This is a genomic window from Dolichospermum lemmermannii CS-548 (assembly GCF_028330815.1).
In the GTDB taxonomy this organism is placed as follows: domain Bacteria; phylum Cyanobacteriota; class Cyanobacteriia; order Cyanobacteriales; family Nostocaceae; genus Dolichospermum; species Dolichospermum lemmermannii.
The window spans coordinates 13,720-39,330 of the sequence record NZ_JAQMTJ010000271.1 but is presented as its reverse complement, the minus strand read 5'-3'; the positions used below and the strand labels follow the sequence as shown (position 1 = coordinate 39,330).

The window sequence follows — 25,611 nt, the reverse complement described above, 5'->3', positions numbered from 1 at the left end:
AGTTTAGGCATTGATTTATTATTTTTACCAGCTTATTCTCCTAACTTAAATTTAATAGAAAGGTTATGGAAATGGGTGAAGAAGAAATGTTTATATGGTCAATATTATGAAGATTTTTCCGATTTTAAAAATGCTATCTCTACTGCCATCTCTCAAACTCATCTGAGTTACAAAGAAGAAATGAAATCCTTGCTCACTCTTAAATTTCAGACTTTTGAAAAAACTCAAGTTGTGACATTGTAAAGTATAACTAGGTTGACTCATGGCTGTAAAGCTTGCTAAGGCTGTTAATGACGCTGTAGCAAATATTTGAGTCAATTTTGGGTGTAGTTGACCAGATATTTTTGTTGCCATATATTCAATTATTTGTGTGATTTCCATGAGATTTTAACTCATAGTAGGTAATTAGGGATTAAATTCAGAGCTTTCTTTTTCTCTCTTGTCTTAGCCTAAGATCCCCGACAGATCCCCGACTTCTTGAAGAAGTCGGGGATCTGGTCTACAGTAATGATAACTGCTCATTAGGGGGTTTAAAACCCATGTGTTGATAGGCTGCTTTAGTTGCGATTCTCCCCCTGGGTGTCCGGCTTAAATAACCTATTTGCATTAAATATGGTTCATATACTTCTTCAATGGTTTGGGTGTCTTCCCCAGTGGTAGCAGCGATAGTTTCTAAACCCACTGGCCCACCATTAAAGTTTTCAATAATCACACTGAGCATTTTTCTATCTGTCCAGTCTAATCCACAAGGATCTACTTGGAATAGTTGTAATGCTTCTGCTGCAACAGTTGCGTTAATTTCCAGGAAAGATTTTACTTCCGCATAATCACGGACTCTTTTTAATAATCTATTGGCTATTCTTGGTGTTCCCCGTGAACGTTTGGCGATTTCTGTCGCCCCATCTGGATTAACTGCGGTTTGTAATAATTCAGCAGTGCGGAGAACAATTTTAGTCAGTTCTTCTACTTCATAAAAACGCAACTTTTGAATTAAGCCAAAGCGATCGCGTAATGGTGAAGTTAAAGCTCCGACGCGAGTTGTCGCTCCTACCAAGGTAAATTTACATAAAGGTATACTTCTAATTCTGGCACTAGAACCTTTACCCACCGTAATATCTAAGCGATAATCCTCCATCGCTGGATAGAGAATTTCTTCTGTCATCCGTGATAACCGATGAATTTCATCTATAAACAGCACATCTCCTGGTTTCAGGTTTACCAATAACCCCACGATATCCCGTGGCCGTTCCAAAGCTGGTGCGCTGGTAATTTTGCAACTTACCCCCATTTCTGATGCTAAAATCATTGCCATTGTGGTTTTACCTAAACCTGGTGGTCCGTACAACAGCAAATGATCCATGACTTCCTCCCTAGATTTAGCGGCTTTAATGGCTATATCTAAAACATCCTTTAAATCCTTTTGGCCGATGTAATCAGCAAAGCGCTGGGGACGAATACTCTCTTCTGGTTTCCCTTGTTCATTAATAGCCGCTTCCGATTGTAACAGATTTTCTGCGGGGGGGGCTACTTTTGCTGATTCCCTTTGCTGTTTGGGTTCTCCATTGGGTTCTGGAGGCTGTTTTTTGGAAGAGATAATCGCCATAATTTTCAGGGATTCAGAAGTACAGAAATAGGGATTTAGCAGTTCATAAGTAAAATCAGTATAGGATATTTGGGGTCAGTTGAGAATACAGATACTATTTTCACAATATAAATATTTATTTCATTAAGTAGGTGAACACAATAAAACCAAACTGTGTAAAGAAATGTAAAATCGCTGAAAACTTCTTTACTCTTGCCTCTTGCCTCTTGCCTCTTGCCTCTTGCCTGTATATTTGTTTAATTAGTTTTTCGTCTGGACAAGACCTGTTATATGTTGATCCTATCTTGTCAACTATTCCCCAATTGCCTTTACAATTTAAATTCCTAGCAATTACCGGGAGTGAAAACGTCATTATGTTGGCTAAAAGAATCTTACCTTGTCTAGATGTCAAGGCGGGCAGAGTTGTGAAGGGAATTAACTTTGTGGATCTCAAGGATGCTGGTGATCCTGTAGAACTGGCCAAGGTTTACAATGAAGCCGGTGCAGATGAGTTAGTGTTTCTAGATATTACGGCTACTCATGAAGACAGGGACACGATTATTGATGTGGTTTACCGGACTGCTGAACAGGTCTTCATTCCCCTGACTGTGGGTGGTGGGATTCAAACCTTAGAAAATGTTAAAGATTTGTTACGAGCCGGGGCGGATAAGGTTAGTATTAATTCCGCGGCGGTCAGAAATCCAGATTTAATTAATCATGCCAGCGATCGCTTTGGTAATCAGTGTATTGTTGTAGCTATTGATGCTAGACGTAGGCTTGATCCTGAGAATCCTGGCTGGGATGTCTACGTTCGCGGTGGTAGAGAAAATACTGGTATTGATGCTCTATGGTGGGCGGAAGAAGTCACAAGACGAGGGGCTGGAGAATTGTTGGTGACAAGTATGGATGCTGATGGTACTCAAGCTGGTTATGATTTGGACTTGACAAAAGCGATCGCTAATGCTGTAGAGATTCCCGTGATTGCTTCTGGTGGTGCTGGAAATTGTGAACACATTCACACTGCATTAACGGAAGGTAAAGCTGAAGCCGCACTTTTAGCGTCTTTGTTACATTTTGGGAAACTGAGTGTAGCACAAATTAAAACTTATTTGCAAGAACGCCATGTTCGGGTCCGTCTTCCTACTTGATATCAGACATAAGAAAGCGACCAACTGCATCTGTTGAAGATAAAACACAGTTATCCAAAACAGTGTTAAGATAATCGTACTTCTATGAAGAAATATTAAGAAATATGTTGATTCCTATTTTAATCTTTGATGTGGCACTTGTAGCATGGTCGCTACACCTGATGGAAAAAGCTTATGAGCATAAAGAATTTTCGCTGATGCTGGCTGGTACACTAGTGGCATTAGCCGCAGCAGCAATGCTAGTAGTTTATTTTTTAATGGGAAACTGTATGAGCTATTTGTTACAAGTAACTTAAGGGAGGAGTCAGGAGTCAGGAGTCAGGAGTCAGGAGGAAGAAAGGAAGAAAGGAAGAAAGAAAGGAAGAAAGAAGAAGAAAGAGGAGGAAGAAGGAAGAAAGAGGAGGAAGAGGGAAGAGGGAAGAGGGAAGAATCATGTAGAACTTGAAAAGTGGTTGGTTTTTGATGGTATCAACATTTATTTCTTACACATTATCAACATTGAATACCCCTAAAATCACCGATTAATTGCCATTCTGGAAATCCACTTGTTATATTAGACTAAATCAATAGTATGTTAAGGATTTAGCAACTGTGCGAGATGATTTACAGGGATTGGATATTAGTCATGATCAACTTCAAGATGCGACTAACTTACCTGTTCATAATAAATTAATAATTATTACTGATGTTATTCAGCAATTCGGTATAAGGTTGCTAAAAAAAGCTCAAAAAACAGAAATTGCTACTGTAATTGCTACTGTGGTTTTCGCTGTACTTGCTATTTCTGTTTGTACTTACCTGTTAGTAAAACTATCATCTTGGCTATCATTAATTATCTTTGTTTTATGGACAGGTGGGAGTATACAAATTCTATTATATTTATTATGTAAAGGCAAAAGTAAGTTTATCAAACAGAACATGACAAATTCTTTACGGATTTTACTAAATGATGTGGAAAGATATAATTCCGTGATTAAAGCTATAGATATTAACGACCAAATTGAAGATGTTGGCAACTTAGGAGTAAGTATACAAGCAAGAGAAAAAGTATTATTAGCACTTGAATTAACTAGAAATGATTTAATCCGCGCTTTAAAAACAGAGAGAATTTTGCGAGAAAATAAAAGTTTTATTATCACTAATTCTGATTTATTTACCAATAATTTAGCCGCTTTGGCATCAATGCAAGTTACTGAAGAAGCAACCGAACATGGTAGATTATTAAATGAAGCTTTGCAAATTTCCCTAGATGTACAGCAGGAAATGAAAAACTTGCAAAGTCAGAGTTAATACTTGATATATGTTTAGATGTAAATGTAAAATATATCTATAGAAAATACTTCCTTCTCTTTCTTCTTCCTTCTCTTTCTTCTTCCTTCTCTTTCTTCTCCTGACTCCTGACTCCTGACTCCTATTTTAACATGAACTGGCAAGAAATTAGAGGCAATTGGGTACTTATTCCCCGTAATCCCATTGGGATCATTCATTTTTTAGGTGGTGCATTTGTCGCCACTTTACCACATTTAACTTATCGTTGGTTACTGGAAAATTTAGCAGATCAAGGATATGTGATTATTGCCACACCTTTTGTCAATACATTAGATCATATAGCGATCGCTAAATCTGTCCAACTTAAATTTGAATATACCCTAGAAAAGTTACAAGACGCTGGAAAACTCCGCAAGCTGTACCTTCCCACCTATGGAGTCGGACATAGCATGGGTTGTAAACTCCATTTACTAATTGGTAGCCTGTTTCCAATCCAACGGGCTGGTAATATTTTAATATCCTTTAATAACTTTGCTGCCAATGAAGCCATACCATTAGTAGAACAGTTAAATTCCCAGTTCAATTCCCAATTAGACATTGAATTTACACCTACACCCGCACAAACTAACCAAATAGTCCAAGACAGCTATCAGATTCGGCGGAATTTAGTAATCAGATTTAATAAAGATACCCTGGATCAATCAGCAAACTTAACAAGAATTTTAGAACAACTCTTTCCTAATATGGTAACTACACAAACCTTATTAGGCACTCATACCACACCTTTAGGACAAGATGTTAAATGGCAACCAGGAAGTTCTTTTAGTCCTTTTGATGCTTTAGGACAATGGTTAAAGCAAGAAGTCTATCGAGATTTAAATCAATTAAAACAAGTTATATTGTTTTGGTTAAATCCCCTTTCCTAATAATCTCATGTTTGAAATCTTAATCATTGATGATGACCGATCCATCCAAATGTTTCTCAAAAGAATCTTAGAAAAACAAGGTTATCAAGTCATCACTGCGAGTACAGGAGAAGAAGGAATTTTAAGAACGCTGGATTCACCTCCAGCCTTAATTATATGTGATTGGATTATGCCGGGATTAAGTGGTATAGAAGTATGTAATATCATTAAAAAAGATCCCAAATTATCTACCACATTTTTTATTTTATTAACATCTTTAGATTCCGTCGCAAATAGAGTTAAGGGATTAGATGCTGGTGCTGATGATTTTATCTCCAAACCTATCGAACACAATGAACTACAAGCAAGAGTTAGAGCCGGGTTACGTCTGCATCAATTAAGTCAGGATTTACAGACCCAAAAGCTACTTTTAGAAACAGAATTAGCCGAAGCTACAGAATATGTAAAATCCCTTTTACCCCTGCCTGTAAATAAGCCCCTGAGTATTCAGTTTAAGTTTTTGCCATCACGGCAACTTGGTGGGGATTGTTTTGATTATAATTGGCTTGATGCTGATACTTTAGCTATTTATCTACTAGATGTTGCCGGTCATGGACTTAAAGCTACTCTACCTTCAATTTCTGTACTAAATCTCTTACGTTCCCGTGCGCTCAAAGATTTAAATTACTATCAACCTAGTGAGGTATTGGCAGCTTTAAATAATACCTTTCAAATGAATTATCAAAATGATAAATATTTTACGATTTGGTATGGAGTTTATAATCGAGTTAGCCGTCAATTAACATACTCTAGTGCTGGACATCCACCAGCTATTATCCTCTCTGGCAATTCTCCTACTCATACAGAAGTAAAAAGATTAAAAACTCCAGGAATGCCTGTAGGAATGTTTCCTGAAGCTAAATATACAGATGCTTATTGTCAGATTGAAAAATCTAGCATCCTTTATATTTTTAGTGATGGTGCTTACGAAATCACTCAATCAAATGGTACTCTTTGGAGTTTAGAAGGTTTCATTCAGATTTTAATTAGCTTACAGTATTCTGTTGATAACCAACTTGATTATATCCTGGATTACCTAATTAACTTAAACTCCAAAGAGACATTTGAGGATGATTTATCTATTCTTCAAGTTAAATTTGATTAATCAAGTAGCAGAAAGCAAAATATTTTCAAATGCTTCTTGACTAGGAACAATTGTAAATTTGCCATCCATACCAGTTAATTCAAATAGCATCCTAACTTGCTCATTAATTGAACAAATAACCATCTTTATTCCCGATTCCTGTAAAGCTTTAAATGTTAAAATCAGAGTGCCTAATCCAGAACTATCCATAAAGGTAACATGATGACAGTCAATCAACACAATGGAGATTCTCTTATCAATTACTTCTTTAATACTTTGTTGAAAATTTTGTGAGTTAGTAGCATTAAAACTCCCACTGATTGCAATCACTTTCACCTGCTGATTCATAATATTCTAATTTTGATTTATTTAAGAATGTGCTGACTTTAATTTTATTAGTATATCCTAACATTAGATTATAGAAAGGTATTTAGTACACAAAAATATGGAGTAATTTTCAATAAATTCATCAGCAAATAACCATCAAACTCAAAAGAGCATAAACTTTAGAAGAGTTTATAAGAGACTTACTCTAGCTCTGTACAAAAGCTGATCATGTTGCATATAACCTATATAACGGACTTTAACAATCTCTCCTGGTTGTGCTGTTCCTGCTAATAATTCATGGAATTGAGGATTATAGGGGATTTCTGTGCCTACAGAAGCGATCGCTTCCACATTCCAATCCTGTAATAATCTTTTTAAAGGCGTATCTACCAAAGGTAATATCTTTACTGCTGATAACTGGTGATCTTCCCTGGCTCTATGTGCTGCTGTTGGCCATTGTAATATTAAAGATTCCAATATTTGTAAACTTGACCGCTGAAATTCCTGTTTTAATCCTTCTCTTTGTTCTAACATTGACAATGTTAATCGTTCATACTCAACTTGTAAATCTGTAATTTGCTTTAATAAGTCTATATTTTTATGAGAAGAATGAGTTTTGTGGAAACTTGAAGATAAACCATCAACGCTGAAATTTTCTACCAACTCAGTCCAAGATATCTGTAAAATCTCTGACAGTTTTATCAATACTTCTATCCGCATTTGTCCGATTTTTCCCCTCCGCAACTGCAAAATTTGCCATTGTGAAACACCAGCAGCACGACTTAAAGATTTAAAACTCTCATAACCGACTGTTTGCATTAAATTTCGCAAATTCTCGGTAAAATCAATTTCCAGCATAAAATATGGGTGATAAAGCAAGATTTAGTTAAATCATACTCATAATGAGTTTGATTTGCAAGTGTGCTGAAAAAAAGACGTAATGGTATTATAGAAGCGCGTAAGTTAAAAATATATAATATTCCCCGTTACTAATTATCTAAGTTGATTATTAGTAATTTGTGATTCATCCTGCCGCCCTGTATCTTCTTATCATTAGTAAATTGAGTTAATTAACTTAAAACCACTCCGACAGCATAAGGGCAATTAGAATTAGTTTTCATGAAAATATTTATTTGGCCTTCTTCCTACAGATTAATAACAACCTTGTGCCTATTGGGATTGGCTGCCGCATCAGAACCCGTAAGCAACAACCAGGATGTAAAATTGCAAATTGGTATTGTCCAACGATTTGGGGCTAAACCCACAGACAAATTAGAATTAGCACCCACAAAAGGCGATCGCTTAACATTAAAATTTACAGTGGGTACTCAGCAACAAACCCTAGTCACAGACAAACCCATCCAGTTAACAACAGTCATGCAGCCCTTAACCCAAACAGTGGTTCAGGAAGTCTTAGTGCTGGGTGACTTTCGCACCTTTGAAACAGCGGAAGATAACGCTAACCACTGGCGTTCCCTGGGGATAGAAGTGGAAATATCCCAACCAGAACGTTGGCAAGTATGGGCAAAACGGGACGTTTACAGCACTCCCTTGATTCGTCGGTTACTATTAAAAAGTATAGAAACATCCGGTGATAAAAATGCTTACTTGGCAACCAACATTTTATCAAAAGTACCAAAAATTACTTGGGTAGTAAATGGTAAAAATTATAGTCCTAATTATCTAGAAATAACTGCTGGTAAAGACTCAATTAAGGTGAATACAGATGAACAGCCTCAACAAAAGCGTGTTTATCCGGGAAAAATGACCTTGCAGCCCAACGCCTATGGGCATTATACTTTAGTAAATACAGTCCCATTAGAAACTTATGTGCGGGGAGTTTTACCCCATGAAATTGGGATAAATGCGCCAATGGCAGCCTTAGAAGCACAAGCAATTATTGCTCGCACCTATGCCTTGCGAAACCTCCGCAGATTTGCGGTAGATAATTATCAGTTATGTGCTGACACTCACTGTCAAGTTTATCAAGGACTCAGCGGAGTTGCTAAAAATACAGATCAGGCGATCGCCTCAACCAGAGGTCAGGTACTCACTTATAATAACGAAATAGTTGATGCTTTATATTCTTCCACTACAGGTGGTGTTACCGCTAACTTTAGTGATATCTGGAATGGAGAAGATCGTCCTTATTTAAAACCTGTCCTAGATGCTGCTAATCAAAATCTTTGGAACTTATCGAGTCAGAATTTAGCAAATGATCAGAACTTCGAGAAATTTATCAATCTTAAAGCGGGATTTAATGAGAGTAAATGGGATGTATTCCGTTGGCACAGAGAAACGGACATCAATAGGATTACCCAAGACTTGCAGAAATTCTTACATTCCAAAAAAAGCCCCTATAGCAAGTTCAAAAAAATTCAAGCCATGTCTGTAGTTGAACGCAGTTCCAGCGGCCGGATTTTAAAACTGGCTGTGAAAACTGATATTGGGGTTTTCACCTTACAAAAAGACGAGGTTCGCAGTGCCTTTGCAGCCCCTATTAGCACGCTTTTTTACATTCAACCATTGAATAAAGGTCAAACCAATCTGTGGGGATATGCTTTTATTGGTGGTGGTTTAGGACATGGAGTGGGTTTAAGCCAAACAGGCGCTCAGAATCTAGCCAAATTAGGTTGGTCTAGTCCCAAGATATTGGAATTTTATTATCCTGGGACTAAAATTAAAGTAAGCAAGTAATTGGGGAATTGGTAAAACTCCTACTCAGTCGCCAATCCCCAATCCCTTGTTTGGACTAAATTCTTGTGACTAAAGTTTAGTAAAGGTCTTCTTCTCTGTGGGTTTCGATGGTGACATCAGAAGTAGGATAAGCAACACAAGTCAATACATATTGAGCTTCGATTTGATCATCATCTAAGAAGGATTGATCAGATTGGTCAACAGTACCAGAAATGATTTTACCTGCACAGGTTGAGCAAGCACCAGCCCGACAGGAGAAGGGTAAGTCAAATTCAGCTTCTTCTGCTGCATCCAAAATATAAGTGTCGTCATCGCAGTCTATAGTCTTAGTACCGTCTGGAGTGATGAGAGTAACTTTGTAAGTAGCCATTTAATTATCCTCTGTTGTGAAATCGGCAGTATAAGTTATTTTCAAGCAGATCTTACAGCTATTCTGATCAGATTAGCTGCTGGTTTGAATTTGCTTCAATTCTGATACTAAGGGAAAAGTTAAAATTTATAACAGAAAATTGACCGCGATTAGTAATGAAATTTAGTTACTTATTACCAATAAGTTTTTGTTATATGAAATACCCACTAGGATAGATGTCAAAGTGCATCTTGGGGACATTTTTTGATGATGGCTTTATGAAACCTCTAGTTGGTCAGGAATTGCATCAGGTAGTTCATCTTCTACGCAGCGCAGACGTGGATACAAGTAAGCAATTAAAGTTGCGACTAGAGAAAACAGACCCAGGATGATAAACATTAAACCCATGCCGCGACCATGACCCACCCCAATAATCAGGCCAATACTATTGGCTAAAGCCCCATCTTTGTCCATGATTGGTTCAAAGAATTGATCAGCTAATGCTCCACAGGTCAGGTAGGCCAGTGGTAAAAACCCCTGCACAGCGGCAGTGCGAAAAGCAAAGACCCTTCCCTGGACTTCTGGCGCTACTTTTTTCTGATAGATGACTTGAATTGATCCATTGATGATGGGAAATATGAAAAATATCAATAAATTGGCGATCGTAAAGACAATTGTTGAAGCCGTCAACCCAGCTAATACGTAGAAGATGCCCAAAAATATCATTGACACAAATATAGTATTGATCTGGCGTTCTAACCCGCCCCAAATGCTGATCACGGCACTGCCCAGTAATAGTCCAAAACCAGCAATAGAATAGATAGTCCCTAGAGATTGAGCGGAAGCAAAGGAAAGCACTAAGGGTGTAGTTAAAGCTTCTGCACTACCAACGAGAAAGTTGATAATGGCAATGAACATGACTAATCCGAGTAGTCCAGGACGTGCCACTAAATATTTCCAGCCAAAGGTTATTTGTTGCCAAAATGAATTAGTTTCGGTATCGGGATTTTCTGTGGAGGGGATTTCAGGAAATTTAACCACCAGCAAACAGATCAAGGCCAAGACTAATGTAGATAAATCAATGATGACAATTCCTGACAATTGCACAGTTGCTAATAAAGCTGCGGCTAATACAGGGGAGAGAATTTCAGCGATCGCTAATCTGATCTGTGTCATCGAACTGGCACGACCAAGTTGTGCTTTCGGCACAAGTAATGTAGTCGCTGAGGAATAGGCTAGTCCCTGAAAAGCATTGAAACTGGAACTAATCGCACTGACTACGCACAGACTCCAAACTTCTAAGTGATTACTGATAAATAACCAAGCAATTAGTAAGGTACATAAACCTGCACAGAAATCACTAATAATCATGATCCAGCGCCGAGGAAAGCGATCGACAACCACACCAGCAATGGGAGAGATCAAAATTGTCGGTAGGGTTGTAGAGAGAATCAGCAGTGTAAATTGAGTTGTGGAATTCGTATGTTGATAGACCCAAATACTGAGTGCAAAACCCGTTGTCCGCGAGCCAACCAGAGACAACACTTGACCAAACCAGATCAAGATAAACACGCTCATGCTTTGAGTTATTTCTCCTTCTGGGTTGGAGAAATACTCAGTCCATCTCAATAAAGATGATCCAAATCTGGGTTGTTGTTGCAACTCTGGTGGGCTGTTTTCTAACATGGTAATAGTGATTATTAGTGAATTTGTGGCAAAGCCTCATGGTTTAATGTAACATTTATTTCTCAGATCCCCGACTTCTCTAAGAAGTCGGGGATCTGGAGTCTTGCAATGTTCACCAATCAAAAAATTCACAAACTTGACTAGTAGTTTGTCAAGATAAAAATGATGGTCTGTAGTGTGAGCGTCTCGCTCACGCGGGCAAGACTTGTACTGAGCTTGCGATGCCCTGAGCCTGCGATGCCCTGAGCCTGTCGAAGGGTCGAAGGGTCGAAGTATGCCCGCACTACCAAAAACCCGTCAAAATAAATTTGACAGACTACTAGTCTCGCTCACGCGGGCAAGATGCCCGCACTACCAAAAACCCGTCAAAATAAATTTGACAGACCACTAGTGGGATCTTCAACAAGCTGCTGAAGAATTTGTTGGTAATAGTTGAACAAAACCTTGATGGTTTCATTGGTAAATAACTCCGTACTGTAGAAAACCTTAATTTCCATCGTGGGATTATTTACTGAAGGTGAAGAAACATAAATCTCTAAAGGAATTTCTCCATCCCACAAGTCGAGATCGCGCTTAATTGATACAAAGTCAACATCTAACATCCAATTATGCCAATTTTGTGGAGGTAGCATAGCCAGGGCTGCCGAGATATTCAATGGTTGTTTGCTGGTGATAGTGTCAGTGACTGTTTGACAAGCAATTTCTTTATTATTAATGGCTTCTGTGAGAGTTTCTTGGGCTTGTTCTAAAAGATTAATTCCAGTTTGTTCAGAGGAAAGATGCGATCGCAAAATTACGTCATTGATGAAGCAACCGAGCATTTTTTCAGTTTCCACCGGACTCCGATTACCAATAGTTGCTATTACTAAAATGTCGTTCTTACTATTGCACTTAAACAAAAGTATATTTAGAGCAGTGAGAATGATCGTAAAAATGCTGACCTTTTGAGAACGGCAGAGGGTTTCGATTGATGTCACAAGACTTGCTGGCAGAACCACAGAATAAATAGCTGCGCTGCTACTTTTATTACTCAACTGTAGCTGATTGCTAGATTCATCAGATTCTAGTGCAGTATTAGTTAGTTTTTGTAGCCAGTAAGCCAATTGCTTTTCTATGACCTTTTCATTAAAGTATTGCCGTTGCCAGAGGGTAAAATCTGCGTAATGAACAGGTAATTCCGGTAGGGGTGAAGGTAAACCATTGACAAAAGCTGCATAGAGGATTCCTAACTCCTCCAACAACAGACCAAATGACCAGCCATCTGTGATGATATGGTGCATATTTAGTGTTAACCAATGTTCTTCTGGAGTTAGTCGCAGTAAAGTTGTTTTGATAAGAGGAACTAAAGCCAGATCAAAATGGTGCTGATATTGCAATGCAGCTAGTCTTTCTGCTTCCGATGTTCGCTCTATCAAAGGGAGGTTTTGTAAGTCTATAATCTCTAATGGGATAGTCAGAAATTGGCTAATTACTTGTACAGGTTGACCTTCTAATATAGTAAAAGCCGTGCGTAATATTTCATGACGACGAATTATTTCATTGAAACTGGACTCCAACGCAATTGCAGAAAGAGAGCCAGTGAAACGTAAAATAAAAAAGCTGTTGTAGGCACAACTTTCAGGAGCTAATTGCTGTAACTGCCATATAGACTCTTGTGCAAAAGACAGGGGGATACAAGTGTCTCGTGCTTGAGGGACAAGAGGTGGTAAGGTATCAACTGTCATGGCATCCAGTATATGTGTAATTATTACTTGACTAAGTTCAGCGATAGTCGGGGCTGTAAATAGAGAACGCAGCGGCAGAACTATGGAAAAATGTTCTTGAATGCGAGATATTACAGATGTGATCAGGAGAGAGTGTCCCCCCAATTCAAAGAAGTTGTCATAGATGCCTACCTGCGCCCGATGCAATACTGTACACCAGATTTCGGCTAATTTTGCTTCTAGCGCAGTCCGAGGGGCAACAAAAGCCGTTTCTAGCTCTGAATTGGTTGTTTCTGGCTTTGGTAAAACCAGCCTGTCAACTTTACCATTGGGAGTCAGAGGTAAGGCTTTGAGCATGACAAAAGCCGCAGGTATCATATATTCAGGCAGATTTTCTTTCAGAAATTGACGTAATTCGCTACTGGTCAATGTTTCTGTTTTACTAACAATATAAGCCGTTAAATACTTGTTTTCTGGATGATCTTCGCGGACAATAACTACTACCTGCTGAACTTGAGGATGTTGGGTTAATACTGTTTCAATTTCTCCTAGTTCAATCCGAAAACCCCGAATTTTAACTTGATGATCAATGCGTCCTAGAAATTCAATATTTCCGTCTGGTAAATAGCGTCCTAAGTCTCCAGTTTTATAAAGTCGCTCATTTGCCACAAAAGGATTAGCAATAAATCGCTCAGATGTTAAGTCAGGACGATTTAAATACCCTCTAGCTAAACCTAGACCACCAATGTATATTTCTCCATAAACGCCAATTGGTAGGAGTTGAAGATAGTGATCAAGAATGTAAACTTGAGTATTGGTAATAGGACGACCTATAGGTGGGAATTTACCATCTGATTCTTCTGATAAAATTTGTCCAGACGTTGTAACCACTGTATTTTCGGTGGGTCCATAGTTATTAAAAAACTTAAATGGTAACTTATTTGATGGATAAGAATTAAGTCTATCTCCACCAGTTAACATAGTTCGCAAAGTTGTCTTTTCTGTCCAGGATAAAAGACATAATTGTTCTGCTAAGGGTGTAGGAATAAAACTAATAGTAATATTATGTGATATCAACTTCTCTTGAAGTGTTTCTGCTGACAGCAGAAATTCTGATTTAATTAAATATATACTCGCTCCGACTACTAAATAAGGCCATAATTCCCAAACAGCAGCATCAAAGGCTGTTCCGGCTAAATGTGTAGCTCGATCTGATGATTTTAATTCAAAATTATTTAAGTGCCAGAACACTAGATTTGATAGTGCTGAATGTTGAATTAGTACACCTTTAGGTCGCCCTGTAGAACCAGAAGTATAGATGACATAAGCTAAATTTTCAGGTGTGAAATTATTAATAGGATTATCCGAACTCTGACTGGCAATTTCAATTTCAAAATCTTTATCCCAACAAATGATTTTAGTTTGGGGTTGCTCTAGGGTTAATGATAAATGTGGGAGTAAGGAAGAATGAGTCAAGATGATGGACATTTGTGAATCTGCCACCATATAATTGAGCCGTTCTGGGGGATAGTTAGGATCGAGTGGCACATAAGCACCACCAGCTTTTAAAATTCCCAAATATCCGACGATCATTTCTAAAGAACGTTCTAAATAAACACCCACTAAGATTTCTGGTTCTACACCCAGAAATTGCAAATAATGAGCTAGTTTGTTAGCTTGTAAATTTAATTGTTTGTAGGTTAATTGCTGATCTTCAAAAACTACCGCTACTGCATCAGGTGTTTTTTCTACTTGTTCCTCAAATAATTGATGAATGGATTTTTGGGGATAATCAGTTCCTGGATTATTCCATTCAACTAATAACTGATGTTCTTGGGATGCTGTTAATAAAGGTAATTTCCTAATCCGCTCTTGAGGATTTACCACAATTGCCTCAACTAAGGTGTGAAAACTCTCTATCATCCTGGCAATAGTATCAGCATTAAACAAATTAGCATTATATTCAAATGCACCTATTAATTCAGTTCCTGATGCTGACTCTTTTTCCTGCATTGATAAGGTTAAATCAAAAGTTGCCCCCGCAGTCCCTCTTGTTAATTCTATTTGTGTAACTTGCAAATCTCTTAATTCCAGTTTTGACAAGGGAGAATTTTGCAATACAAACATGACTTGAAATAAGGGACTATGACTGAGGTGGCGCTGAGGTTGGAGGGTTTCTACAAGTTGATCAAAGGGGACATCTTGGTGAGTATAAGCATCAAGTGCCATCTGTCGCACCTGTTGAAGTAATTCTTCAAATGTGGGATTTTCTTGGAGACGAGTCCGTAAAACTAAGGTATTCACAAAAAAGCCAATTAATGGCTCTAACGCGACACGATTGCGATTACTAATGGGAGAACCAACAACAATATCTTCCTGACCACTGTAGCGAGAAAGTAAGATCACAAAAGCCGTCAGAAGTGTCATAAATAGGGAAGAACCCGATTTTTGACTGAGGTTTTTGAGCTTGTGAGTGAGTTGGGAATCAAATTGAAATTTTTGGAGATCACCGCGAAAGGTTTGAATTGCTGTTCGTGATCGATCTGTAGGTAATTCAATGACTGCGGGAATATCTGCTAATTGTTGTTTCCAGTAATCAAGCGCGGGTTGATTTTCCAGCCATTGTCGTTGCCAATAAGCATAGTCGGCATACTGAATTGATAATTTGGGTAAGGGAGAAGGTAAACCCGCTGTCAAGGCTGAATAAATAACCGATAATTCTTGGAGAAAATTCCCTGCTGACCAGGCATCAGAAATGATGTGGTGCATTATTACTAATAGCTGGTGGGATTCTGCCCCCAATTGCATCAATGTCACTCTTAAGAGAGATGATTCATTTAGGGCAAAAGGGCGAAGATATTCATTAGTAGTTAATCTTTGTGCCTCAGTCGTTTTCTGATCTTCTGCTAATTCTTGTAAATCAATTACAGGTAAGGTAAATGCTAATTTATCAGTAATAACTTGAATGGGTTTACCATCGGCAATCCCAAAACTGGTACGCAGGGTTTCATGACGATTAATAATTGTGGCGATCGCCTGTTCAAGTGCTGTAAAGTTAAGTGATCCTTGTAGATTCAGGACTCTGACAATATTGTAAGCAGGATTTGCCCCTTCCATTTGATCAAGAAACCAAAATCGCTGCTGAGTTAACGAAAGTGGTAATTCAATATTTCGGGAAACTGGTTCTAAGGTTGGCAGTAAATTCTGGGCAGAAGATCCAATTTGTTCACTAAATGTGGCAATTGTGGGCGCGGCAAATAAACTGGCAATAGATAATTCTATGGATAGTGCCTCACGCAATCTTGATATAACTAAACTTGCCAATAGGGAATGTCCACCCAATTCTAAAAAGTTATCATGAATACCAACTTTTTCAATGCCTAAAACTTCCGCCCAGATTTTAGCAATGATTTCCTGTGTAGGTGTTTGCGGAGGGACAAATTTACTTTGAATTGCTGATAAATCAGGTTCAGGTAAACTTTTTCTGTCTAACTTTCCATTAGGTAAAACTGGCAATTTCTCCATCACCATTAAGGTATGGGGAATCATATAATCTGGTAGTTTGCTGGACAGAAAATTGCGTAATTCTCCCGAATTAAAATCTTGGTTATTGACTACGATATAGGCAACTAGTCGCTGACCACCAGATACATCTTCTCTGGCAGAAACCACAGCTTCTTGAATACTAGGATGGAGTTTAATTACTGCTTCAATTTCTTCCAATTCAACCCGCATTCCGCGGATATTTAAGTAAGTTGGCGTTAAACAATCAACATATGTAACGAAATGTAAATTCGACAAATACCTTATAGATAGGTTATTTAAGGGTTTTTACGAAAAAAATGTATATTGATTTTATCGTGCCGACTTACTTACCTGAAAATCAATGCGGCCAAGAATTTCTAAATTGCGATCAATTGAATAACGAGCAACATCCCCGGTTTTAAAGAGTCGTTGTTGAGGATTAAAAGGATTAATGATGAATTTTTCCTCATTGGCCTCGGTGCGGTTCAGATAGCCTCGTGCTAAGGTAGAACCCGCAATATGGACTTCTCCAGACTCACCAGTTTTGACTGGTTCAAGTTGGGAGTTAAGGACATAAACTTGTTGAATGTTTGCTAAAGGATGACCAACGGGAACATAGCCATCTTCAAGATCGTAGTCTTCGGGAACAGTATAAAAACCATGGCCAATACTTTCTGTTTGACCAAGAATATTAAAAAATTGGGGTGGTATTTTAAACAGATTGCGTAACTTTTTAATTAGTTGATAGGGTAGTAATTCGCCACCAAATACTATTAATCTTAATTTTGATTCGCTCAGAGATTGTGTATATTGTTGGTCTAAACTTTCTAAAGCAATGAGTCCATATCGCCATACAGAGGGTACACCATCACAAATAGTAACACCACGTTTTTGAATTAATTCAAATAGGCTTAAAGGAGTTCTGGTTTGTTCACGAGTAGCAAGAATACTGGTTGCACCTTGGGATAAAGGTAAAAATAATTGTCTGACTGAGGCAGTAAAAGAGAAAGATGCTGTATGGAGATAAATATCTTGATGATTAACTGGTAGGATTTTAGCGATCGCCTGTAAATAAGCAGTTACACTGGAATGAGGCATTTGTACACCCTTCGGCTTACCAGTAGAACCGGAGGTATAGATTAAATAAGCGAGATTTTCGGCTGCGACTCCACTGATGGGATTATGGGAACTTTGACACTCAATTTTCTGCCAATCTGTATCTAAGCAAATTGTTGTGGAGTTTTTCGGTAGAGATACTACCAATTGTTGTTGTGTCACCACAAATTGCAACTTAGTATCTTCTAGCATGAATGCTATGCGTTCTTGGGGATAGGCCGGGTCTATAGGTACATAAGTGCCTCCAGCTTTAAGAATACCAAGAATACCGATAATCAGATCGAGCGATCGCTCTACGCACAAGCCGACCATGACTTCAGCACCTACACCAATACTCTGTAAATAATGTGCTAACTGATTGGCTTTAGCATTCAATTCTTGGTAGGTAAGTTGCTGATTTTCAAATATTGTCGCTACTGAATCTGGTGCTGCTTTTACCTGAATTGCAAATAAATCATGGATACAAACACCATTTTCTGGCAAATCGTTGATGATTGTAGTCGAATTCGACAAATCTGAATTCAAATCTAATTTCATGTTATTCATAACTATATTTTTGACTTAATTTGTATTGAGACTGTCGATAGGGAATTACTTTTTAGATGTCTGTTGGTTATAATTTTGCCAAATAGATTTAAATGGCTGTACTAATAAATTAATTGGATTATTAAATAAATTTGATTCCCCATCTGACAGACCAAAATTCAGCTTTTCATAACCTTTCGGTATATACAAAGTCCCAAATATCCAGTCCCAAAAAGACAGAATATAACCAAAGTTTTTGTCATAATGCTTTGGCTCAACACTATGATGAATATGATGTTGAGCAGGACTCATCAACATATAACTAACTTTATAGGGGTAGTTCAACCAAATATGAGAATGTCGTAAGTTAGCACCAGTTAGATAAAATAGAAATATCTCCCAGTTAATTCCATAAATGGATAAAAGGGAGACTTGATTACCAAATAAATAAATCCAAATTCCCGTAGTAAAACCCAGCATTACCGTCGCAAAGATCATACTTAATATTAAATCAAAGGGATGAGAGCGATAAACAGTCATTGGGGTAAGCACATCCGCAGAATGATGAACTTTATGAAATTCCCAAAAGAATGAACTTCTATGAGCTAAATAATGGTAACAATAATAGGCAAAATCCCCCGCTAAAGCCACAAAAATACTCAATATGACATAATGATACCAATGAGGATTGGTAATTAAAAAAGGCGTTGTCAGGTGCGTAATTTCTGTTAAATAATGACAAATGATATTTGCTAGATTTGGTAGAGAGAATATAACTGGCAATATTACAAATATTTCTAAGAGCGAAGATAAAAAATAATACTTATATTCAGCGATCGCTGAAGGATGTAAATAAACTGCTTTTGGCAAAAGATACTGTCTTAAATTTATCTGTTTGTCTTGTTGAGATAACCCTAATTTATATATAATCAAAGCTAGTAACAAAGCCGAAAGTATATATAACCAATAAATCTGAGATGAACTGATAAATGGCACTAGGAATGGATAAAAAATCCGCAGATTTTGGATTTGTGTAATCATCTTAGATATTGGAAAAATAGAAATCTAGTAGATACTTCTGAAAATTATCCGGGGATTTGATATTTAAAGGAGAAAATAGACATATTTTATACACAAGATGTATAATTTCTTTTGGTATTTTCTAATTCATGTAGCATATCATGTAAAACCTATAACAGAACCTAATTATTTACAAACGCGAATTTATGAGAAATTCAAAGAAAAATGCTCAAAAACCATGAGAAACCAGCTCTGAAAAGTTAAAATCGTTTAATTAATTGTTTATCCTGATTTTTTACACGATTTTTAAGCTGTATTATATTTATGGTAATGTTTCCAAAATTACCAAAGAGCCATAATATTTTACATTTATGAAAAATACCCTAGTAGTTTGTCAAGATAAAAATGATCGACTGTAGTCTGAGCGTCTCGCTCACTGTAGTCTGAGCGTCTCGCTCACTGTAGTCTGAGCTGTAGTCTGAGCGTCTCGCTCACTGTAGTCTGAACGTCTCGCTCACTGTAGTCTGAGCGTCTCGCTCACTGTAGTCTGAGCGTCTCGCTCACTGTAGTCTGAACGTCTCGCTCACTGTAGTCTGAACGTCTCGCTCACTGTAGTCTGAACGTCTCGCTCACTGTAGTCTGAACGTCTCGCTTACGCGGGCAAGATGCCCGCACTACCAAAAACCCGTCAAAATAAATTTGACAGACTACTAGAGGTATTAGATATTTCCTGATGGTGGCTTGTTGATAAAATACCAACGGCATTAAACCGAAACATTGAAAACTGGTGATAAATTCATGGACAATAACGAACTACCTTTATGTACACACAATCTCAGAGTCGGTTTGGTGGGAACAGGCTATGCGGCTAAACTCAGGGCTGAGGCGTTATTACAAGATCCTCGAACTGATTTAATAGCCATAACTGGCAATCCTGAAAGAACAGCGGTTTTGGCCCAAGAATACGCAACTGAAGCGATGGATTCTTGGCAACAGCTAGTAGAACGGGAAGATTTAGATATGGTGGTGATCTGCACCATTAATCAAGATCATGGTAAAATTGCTCATGCTGCCCTATCTAGCGGTAAACACGTCATTGTTGAATATCCTTTGTCTGTAGATGTCAAAGAAGCTGAAGAACTGATTGCTTTAGCAAAAACAGTCAACAAGCTTCTGCACGTCGAACACATTGAATTATTGGGTGGTTGGCATCAAACTTTAAAACAATACTTAGACCAAATTGGTGATTTGTTTTATGTTCGCTATAGTACCCTGAATCCCCAGCATCCAGCCCCGCGTAAGTGGACTTATAATCATGGGATGTTTGGCTTTCCCCTAATTGGGGCATTATCTCGGTTACATCGTCTGATTGATTTGTTCGGTGAAGTCTTCACTGTCAATTGTCACCAACGATATTGGCAAACTGAGTCTGATTATTACCAAACCTGTTTATGTTCAGCCCAATTATGCTTTGACAGGGGATTATTGGCACAGGTAATTTATGGTAAGGGGGAAACTTTGTGGCAATCAGAACGCAAATTAGAAGTTCAAGGTGAAAAAGGGGAAATAATTCTCGATGGTGATACCGGAATGTTAGTCTTAGCAGCAGGAACAAAGTTGATTGAAGTGGGAACGCGACGGGGTTTATTTGCCAAAGATACAACTATGGTATTAGACCATCTATTTGATGGTAGTCCCTTATATATCACCCCAGAACAAAGCTTATATGCTCTCAAGGTAGCAGATGCTGCACACAGAGCGGCAACAACTGGACTAACTATATTTTTAAAAGAGTAGATAGAAAATTGATGAAAATCGAAACCATAGTCATTTTATCCCAACGAGAAATCGAAAAAATGCGCCGTGCTGGCAGCTTGGCCGCCAAGTTATTACAACATTTAGAACCTTTGGTTAAACCGGGAGTTAGCACTCTACAATTGAATGATGAAGCGGAAAGATGGACTCAAAAGCATGGAGCAAAAAGCGCTCCTTTAGGTTATAAAGGTTATCCTAAATCTATTTGTACCAGTGTGAATGAGGTGATTTGTCATGGTATTCCCAATGCTAAACAAATTCTCAAGGATGGGGACATTATTAATATAGATGTTACGCCTATTGTTGAAGGTTATCATGGTGATACATCAAAAACATTTCTAGTGGGTAATCCTTCCCCCACAGCCCAAAAGTTAGTAGAAGTAACCCAAGAGTGTCTGCGGTTGGGAATTGCAGAAGTAAAACCAGGGGCAAAAATTGGGGATATTGGGGCAGCGATTCAAGAGTATGCGGAGTCTTTCGGCTTTTCTGTGGTGCGGGATTTTGTGGGACATGGAATCAGTAATATTTTCCATACTGCACCGGATGTTCCCCATTATGGCATCAGAGGTAGAGGCAAGAAACTTAGAGCCGGCATGGTGTTTACTATTGAACCAATGATTAATGAAGGCACTCACGAAGCCGAAATGCTGAATGATGGTTGGACTGCGGTAACAAGCGATCGCTTACTTTCTGCTCAATTCGAGCATACCATAGCTGTCACCGAAGATGGCGTAGAAATTCTGACTTTGCCAGAAAATTTATAGTCAGGAGTCAGGAGTCAGGAGTCAGGAGTCAGGAGTCAGGAGGAAGAAAAGAAAGAAGAAAGAAGGAAGAAGAAAGAAGGAAGAAGAAAAAAACTAACCAATTACCAATTACCAATTACCAATTACCAATTACCAATTACCAATTACCAATTCCCTACTATATGCTTACAAACTTACTTAAAGTTATACTCGGTTTTATTTTAGCGATCGCAGTTTTATTAGGTACTGGCTTAACAGTTGCCCTATATTTTGTTAACCGTACCGCAGTAACTCCTCCCAAGCCACTGTATGCTAACGATAATCCTTCTAAACAAATTAAAAAGCCCAAAGCCACTCCCAAATCTCAATCGCAAAAATCAGCTACTCCCAACCCCACATCTAGCCCTACAGCTACTCCCACTCCCACAGAATCACCCAAAGCATTGCCACCAGATGCTTACGAAGGAACAGTTACTTGGGCGCAAGGACTAAGTATGCGGTCTGAACCAGACGCAAATTCTTCCACTACTGGTGGAGTTGGTGGTAATAAAAAAGTAATTATTTTAGAAGAAAGCGCCGATAAAAAATGGCAAAAAATTCGCATTGCTGATACCGATAAAGAAGGTTGGGTAAAAGCAGGTAATATTCAACGTTCCCAGTAAGTAGGTGAGGATTAAAAATTATCCTATTTATGCTGATAAAATAGTCGGTTTTAACCGACTTTAGCTTTTAGACAGGGAATTTATTCCCTGGCTTGAAGGGAAATCAATACCGCGTTTAATTTGTTCACGTTCAATAGCTTGAAATAAAGCCAGAAAATTACCTTCTCCAAAACCTTGGGCAAAAGAACGACGTTCAATAAACTCAAAGAAGAAAGTTGGTCTTGAAAAAATTGGTTGACTGAAAATTTGCAATAATAACTGACCTGGGTGAGAATTTTCATGCCAGTCTACCAGAATTTCCTGATGAGATATAGCTTGTAATTCTTCAGTTGACAGAGAAAATTTATATCGTTGTTGTAGCTGGGAATAGTAACTTTGGGGAACAGAAAGAAAAGATAAACCAGCAGCGCGAAATCGAGAAATTGCATTCACAAGATCAGGTATTAATAAAGCAATATGTTGAATACCTGCCCCTCGATTTACATCCAAAAACTCCTGAATTTGCGAACTAGGCGAAGCCGGTTCATTAATTGGTAATTGAATATTACCATGAGGTGAAATCATTACCTGACTATGCAAACCAGAACGATCAGTTTTAATATTAAAAGTTTGTTGAGGTTGAAAATCAAATATTTTTTGATACCAATTAACAGCAGTTTCTAATTCACCAACTCCCACATTCAAAACTAGATGATCAATCGCCGTAATAGAATCATGTAAAATATTTTCGTTATCTGCTATTTTTGCGGTATTTTTAGTAATTAACGTATGATTTAAACTACCCCAAGCAGCAATTTTGGCATACTGACAAAATCCAGCATCTTCAACAGGTTGGAGAATCCTGGCCCCACTACTTATAGCCCTTGCTGTCAAAGCTTCCACATCATCAACTACAAAGGCTATATCAGCCACACCGGGAGGATGTTGACGCAAAAACTCAGCCACCGGGCTAGTCGGTAAAATCGCAGAAGAAAGTAAAAAGTAGACAGATCCACTTTTCACCACTTCTGTCCGAGTATGTAACGATTTTTGATGATGAGAAAGACTTGGAAAAAAGCCATCATTTACTGTTTGAAAACCAAGACAATAAACAAACCAATCTCGCCACCTTTGGGCATCTTCGACATAAAAGTGAACGTGATCAATTTGCAGCATAATTTATTTTAAATCCAGTATTTACTATCACCTTTATCTATGACATACTAAAAAAATAAATGACTCTCAGGTTGAATATTAATTTCCATGGGTATAGCCTGGGGTTCGGCAGATAAAGCATAAAAAATAGCATTTGCCGCAGTTTCACAACTCAGCATTTTACTCCGATCTACTTTTAAATTTACCTTATCCCAAAAAGAAGAATCTATCCCCCCAAAGTAAAAAAGCGTAATTTTCACCCCAAAGCGTTTCAGTTCTTCCGCTATACATTTACTAAAACCCACCACACCGAACTTAGACGCAGAATAAGCCGCAGCCATAGGCATTGAATGTTTACCAAGAATACCGACAACATTACAAATATGACCAGATTTCCGTTTTTGCATCTCCTTCGCTGCGGCTTGAGTGGTGTAAAAACAGCCTTTTAAATTCAAATCCAGCATTGCATCTAAATCTGCCGATTCAATGGTGTTGTAGGCTTTGAGAATACCCGCTCCGGCTGCATTTACCAAAACATCAATTTGTCCAAACTGAGCTATTGTCCTTTGAATTAATGCGTCTACCTGTTGAGGTTGAGTAATATCAGTAGGAACTGTCAGCACCTCTCCTGATAACTCATTAGCTAATGCTGCTAAACTTTCCCCGTCTCTAGCTACAAGTACCAACCTCGCACCAGTGGAGGATAACTGACGAGTTAAGGTAGAACCAATACCACCAGTAGCACCGACAATGACAATAACTTTATCTTGTAGCATCATAATATTTACATTTCTTTACAGACTATATTTATAGTACAGTCTATCTCGGTATTCTGGGTTTAATTCTCTAAATCAAATTAATTATCCAAATCAAACAAATCATAGTCCAGATTTTTTCACACCCACTTCCCATTTTTTACCGACTTGCTGAATTTGCAAAGAATGACAAGAATGGAGAAATTTAGCAAAACTACCCCCAATCTTTAATTGTTTGATTTGTTCAGTTATTGGTTTACCATATTGCTGATAAAATTTACTTGCCAAAATACTAATATCAAGAGATTTATGATTATCTACCTTGCTTAAATTAGTCAAAATATTCTTGATTGCTTGCTCTAAATCTGCGGGAGAATTAATAGGAGATAATACTTTTGATGTCAGAATTTCCTGTTGTGAATTATCCTGAGTATTTTCTGATTTCGATTGATGATGTTCAAAAAGGGTGACATATAATTCAGATTTTTCATCAATTTGATGAACTACAATCTCAGATGGATAGTGAATAAATACGTCTTTGGCTTGCTTACCGGGAAAGTGATGAGCAATAATTTGGCTAATGGTTAATTGATGTTTGCTTTTAAATAATTTAGACAGAATCGAAAGCTTAATCCAATAACTTTTAGTTTGTTTTTGTTGTAATTTAATCAGACCCTTCATTTGCAAAATAAACTGCTCTATAGATGGTATCTCTGGCAAAGGTTTAAGAGAATAATTAATAGTTTCACTTGTTAAACTATTGAATACTTTAATATTTTCTCCATGCTGAGTAACTTGATAAACTAATATCCCATTTTGTTGTAGTGTATTACATAAGTTTGTCATTACCTTATCTGACGAACAAACAAACACCTCCTTCACATGAGGATAGCGTTCATGAATAGAAGAACCCACCGCAATCATTTTACCATCAGCATTATCTCTACCAGCAGGAACATGAATTAAATCATAGCCACGTTCATGTAATTCTACATCCAACTTTCCGCGATTTGACCAATTAGCAAAAGCAATTTTAACTTGTACAGGACAATGACAAATTGTAGTTAAAAACTTTTCTGTATTCGTGTTTAGTTGCAGGTTTTCTGCATCTAAAAGCAAAATAGTTATACTAGCAGATTGTCGTTGGAGTAAATGGTTAGTATTTACATCAATATTTTCTGGATTTAGCTGCTCAACAGCAGATATTAAATCCGATAGTATTTGTGAATCAAAAGCTGCGGGAACAAGCACCGCTTTAAGTGATGATTGCAGTTTTTGTAATAATTCATCCCAGCTTTGAGTTTGACTGAGTATGGCTGTGAATTTTGTACTTAAAGCCGATTTATTTGTAGATATTTGCCAGTTAATAGTTCGATATTTTGCAATCAAGAATTCTGGTTGCTGTTTTTGAATAGCAATAATTGATTGACAAATCTCGACAGAGATTTTTTGTAATAAGGCAGAATCATGATAGGACATAGCTTACAGCGTACAGTAGAGCATCCT

20 protein-coding genes and 1 pseudogene are annotated in these 25,611 nt (G+C 37.8%); 10 read left to right on the top strand and 11 right to left on the bottom strand.

Translation table 11 applies throughout. From position 1 onward, the window contains the following. On the top strand, positions 1-243 hold a 243-nt coding region (locus PN450_RS18790), incomplete at its 5' end, for a transposase (RefSeq protein WP_271837189.1). Positions 244-499: 256 nt separating this feature from the next. Here PN450_RS18790 and ruvB read toward each other — a convergent pair. Continuing rightward, on the bottom strand, positions 500-1,603 hold the full coding sequence (gene ruvB, locus PN450_RS18785) for a Holliday junction branch migration DNA helicase RuvB (RefSeq protein ID WP_148766474.1): 1,104 nt from the start codon (positions 1,601-1,603) through the stop codon (positions 500-502). 353 nt (positions 1,604-1,956) lie between these two features. On the opposite strand from ruvB, the gene hisF reads away from it, so the two are divergent. The 5 genes from hisF (at position 1,957) to PN450_RS18760 (ending at position 6,069) form a co-directional block, all read left to right on the top strand. Next, on the top strand, positions 1,957-2,730 hold the full coding sequence (hisF, locus tag PN450_RS18780) for an imidazole glycerol phosphate synthase subunit HisF (protein WP_015079465.1): 774 nt from the start codon (positions 1,957-1,959) through the stop codon (positions 2,728-2,730). Between the two features lie 104 nt (positions 2,731-2,834). Further along, a complete protein-coding gene (locus PN450_RS18775; protein ID WP_015079464.1) occupies positions 2,835-3,026 on the top strand; it encodes a hypothetical protein in 192 nt (63 codons plus the stop codon). 295 nt (positions 3,027-3,321) lie between these two features. Then, a complete protein-coding gene (locus tag PN450_RS18770) occupies positions 3,322-4,020 on the top strand; it encodes a hypothetical protein (RefSeq protein ID WP_271837188.1) in 699 nt (232 codons plus the stop codon). A 131-nt stretch (positions 4,021-4,151) separates the two neighbouring features. Beyond that, the gene (locus tag PN450_RS18765; RefSeq protein WP_148766478.1) at positions 4,152-4,925 is read left to right on the top strand and encodes a DUF1350 family protein; all 774 of its coding nucleotides are present in this window, start codon (positions 4,152-4,154) and stop codon (positions 4,923-4,925) included. A gap of 7 nt (positions 4,926-4,932) precedes the next feature. Next, entirely contained in the window at positions 4,933-6,069 is a 1,137-nt protein-coding gene (locus PN450_RS18760; RefSeq protein ID WP_015079461.1) for a PP2C family protein-serine/threonine phosphatase, read from the top strand. Here the strand turns inward: PN450_RS18760 and PN450_RS18755 are convergent, their stop codons facing one another. Next, entirely contained in the window at positions 6,070-6,396 is a 327-nt protein-coding gene (locus PN450_RS18755; RefSeq protein WP_015079460.1) for an STAS domain-containing protein, read from the bottom strand. A 168-nt stretch (positions 6,397-6,564) separates the two neighbouring features. Next, the gene (gene grpE / locus PN450_RS18750; protein WP_168651871.1) at positions 6,565-7,233 is read right to left on the bottom strand and encodes a nucleotide exchange factor GrpE; all 669 of its coding nucleotides are present in this window, start codon (positions 7,231-7,233) and stop codon (positions 6,565-6,567) included. Positions 7,234-7,494: 261 nt separating this feature from the next. Here grpE and PN450_RS18745 point away from each other — a divergent pair, with 261 nt between their 5' ends. Beyond that, positions 7,495-9,072 carry a SpoIID/LytB domain-containing protein gene (locus PN450_RS18745; protein ID WP_271837187.1) on the top strand — a complete coding sequence of 526 codons (1,578 nt, stop codon included), beginning with the start codon at positions 7,495-7,497 and terminating at the stop codon, positions 9,070-9,072. A gap of 76 nt (positions 9,073-9,148) precedes the next feature. Here the strand turns inward: PN450_RS18745 and PN450_RS18740 are convergent, their stop codons facing one another. From PN450_RS18740 to PN450_RS18720, 5 genes and pseudogenes are all read right to left on the bottom strand, one after another. After that, the gene (locus PN450_RS18740; RefSeq protein WP_015079457.1) at positions 9,149-9,442 is read right to left on the bottom strand and encodes a ferredoxin; all 294 of its coding nucleotides are present in this window, start codon (positions 9,440-9,442) and stop codon (positions 9,149-9,151) included. 255 nt (positions 9,443-9,697) lie between these two features. Continuing rightward, positions 9,698-11,107 carry an MFS transporter gene (locus PN450_RS18735; protein WP_271837186.1) on the bottom strand — a complete coding sequence of 470 codons (1,410 nt, stop codon included), beginning with the start codon at positions 11,105-11,107 and terminating at the stop codon, positions 9,698-9,700. Between the two features lie 365 nt (positions 11,108-11,472). Continuing rightward, positions 11,473-16,557: pseudogene (locus PN450_RS18730) on the bottom strand (amino acid adenylation domain-containing protein); the annotation flags it as partial. A gap of 108 nt (positions 16,558-16,665) precedes the next feature. After that, entirely contained in the window at positions 16,666-17,997 is a 1,332-nt protein-coding gene (locus PN450_RS18725) for an amino acid adenylation domain-containing protein (RefSeq protein ID WP_271837184.1), read from the bottom strand. Positions 17,998-18,042: 45 nt separating this feature from the next. Further along, positions 18,043-19,017, bottom strand: coding sequence for a sterol desaturase family protein (locus tag PN450_RS18720; protein WP_271837183.1), 975 nt, complete (start codon positions 19,015-19,017; stop codon positions 18,043-18,045). Positions 19,018-19,794: 777 nt separating this feature from the next. Here PN450_RS18720 and PN450_RS18715 point away from each other — a divergent pair. From PN450_RS18715 to PN450_RS23970, 3 genes are read left to right on the top strand one after another with little or no spacing between them, the layout of a single operon-like run. Beyond that, positions 19,795-20,793, top strand: coding sequence for a Gfo/Idh/MocA family protein (locus PN450_RS18715; RefSeq protein WP_271837182.1), 999 nt, complete (start codon positions 19,795-19,797; stop codon positions 20,791-20,793). An 11-nt stretch (positions 20,794-20,804) separates the two neighbouring features. After that, positions 20,805-21,575 (top strand): type I methionyl aminopeptidase, encoded by a 771-nt coding sequence (gene map, locus PN450_RS18710; protein ID WP_015079452.1) that lies wholly within the window; start codon positions 20,805-20,807, stop codon positions 21,573-21,575. After that, entirely contained in the window at positions 21,470-22,216 is a 747-nt protein-coding gene (locus PN450_RS23970; RefSeq protein ID WP_334311500.1) for an SH3 domain-containing protein, read from the top strand. Before map ends, PN450_RS23970 begins: the two co-directional genes overlap by 106 nt. A 60-nt stretch (positions 22,217-22,276) precedes the next feature. On the opposite strand, the gene hppD is transcribed toward PN450_RS23970, so the two are convergent. From hppD to PN450_RS18690, 3 genes are all read right to left on the bottom strand, one after another. Further along, positions 22,277-23,371, bottom strand: coding sequence for a 4-hydroxyphenylpyruvate dioxygenase (gene hppD / locus PN450_RS18700; protein ID WP_271837180.1), 1,095 nt, complete (start codon positions 23,369-23,371; stop codon positions 22,277-22,279). 47 nt (positions 23,372-23,418) lie between these two features. Beyond that, positions 23,419-24,129, bottom strand: a complete 711-nt coding sequence (locus PN450_RS18695; RefSeq protein ID WP_015080782.1) for an SDR family oxidoreductase — start codon at positions 24,127-24,129, stop codon at positions 23,419-23,421. A gap of 99 nt (positions 24,130-24,228) precedes the next feature. Beyond that, a complete protein-coding gene (locus tag PN450_RS18690; RefSeq protein ID WP_271837179.1) occupies positions 24,229-25,584 on the bottom strand; it encodes an NYN domain-containing protein in 1,356 nt (451 codons plus the stop codon). Positions 25,585-25,611: the final 27 nt, after the last annotated feature.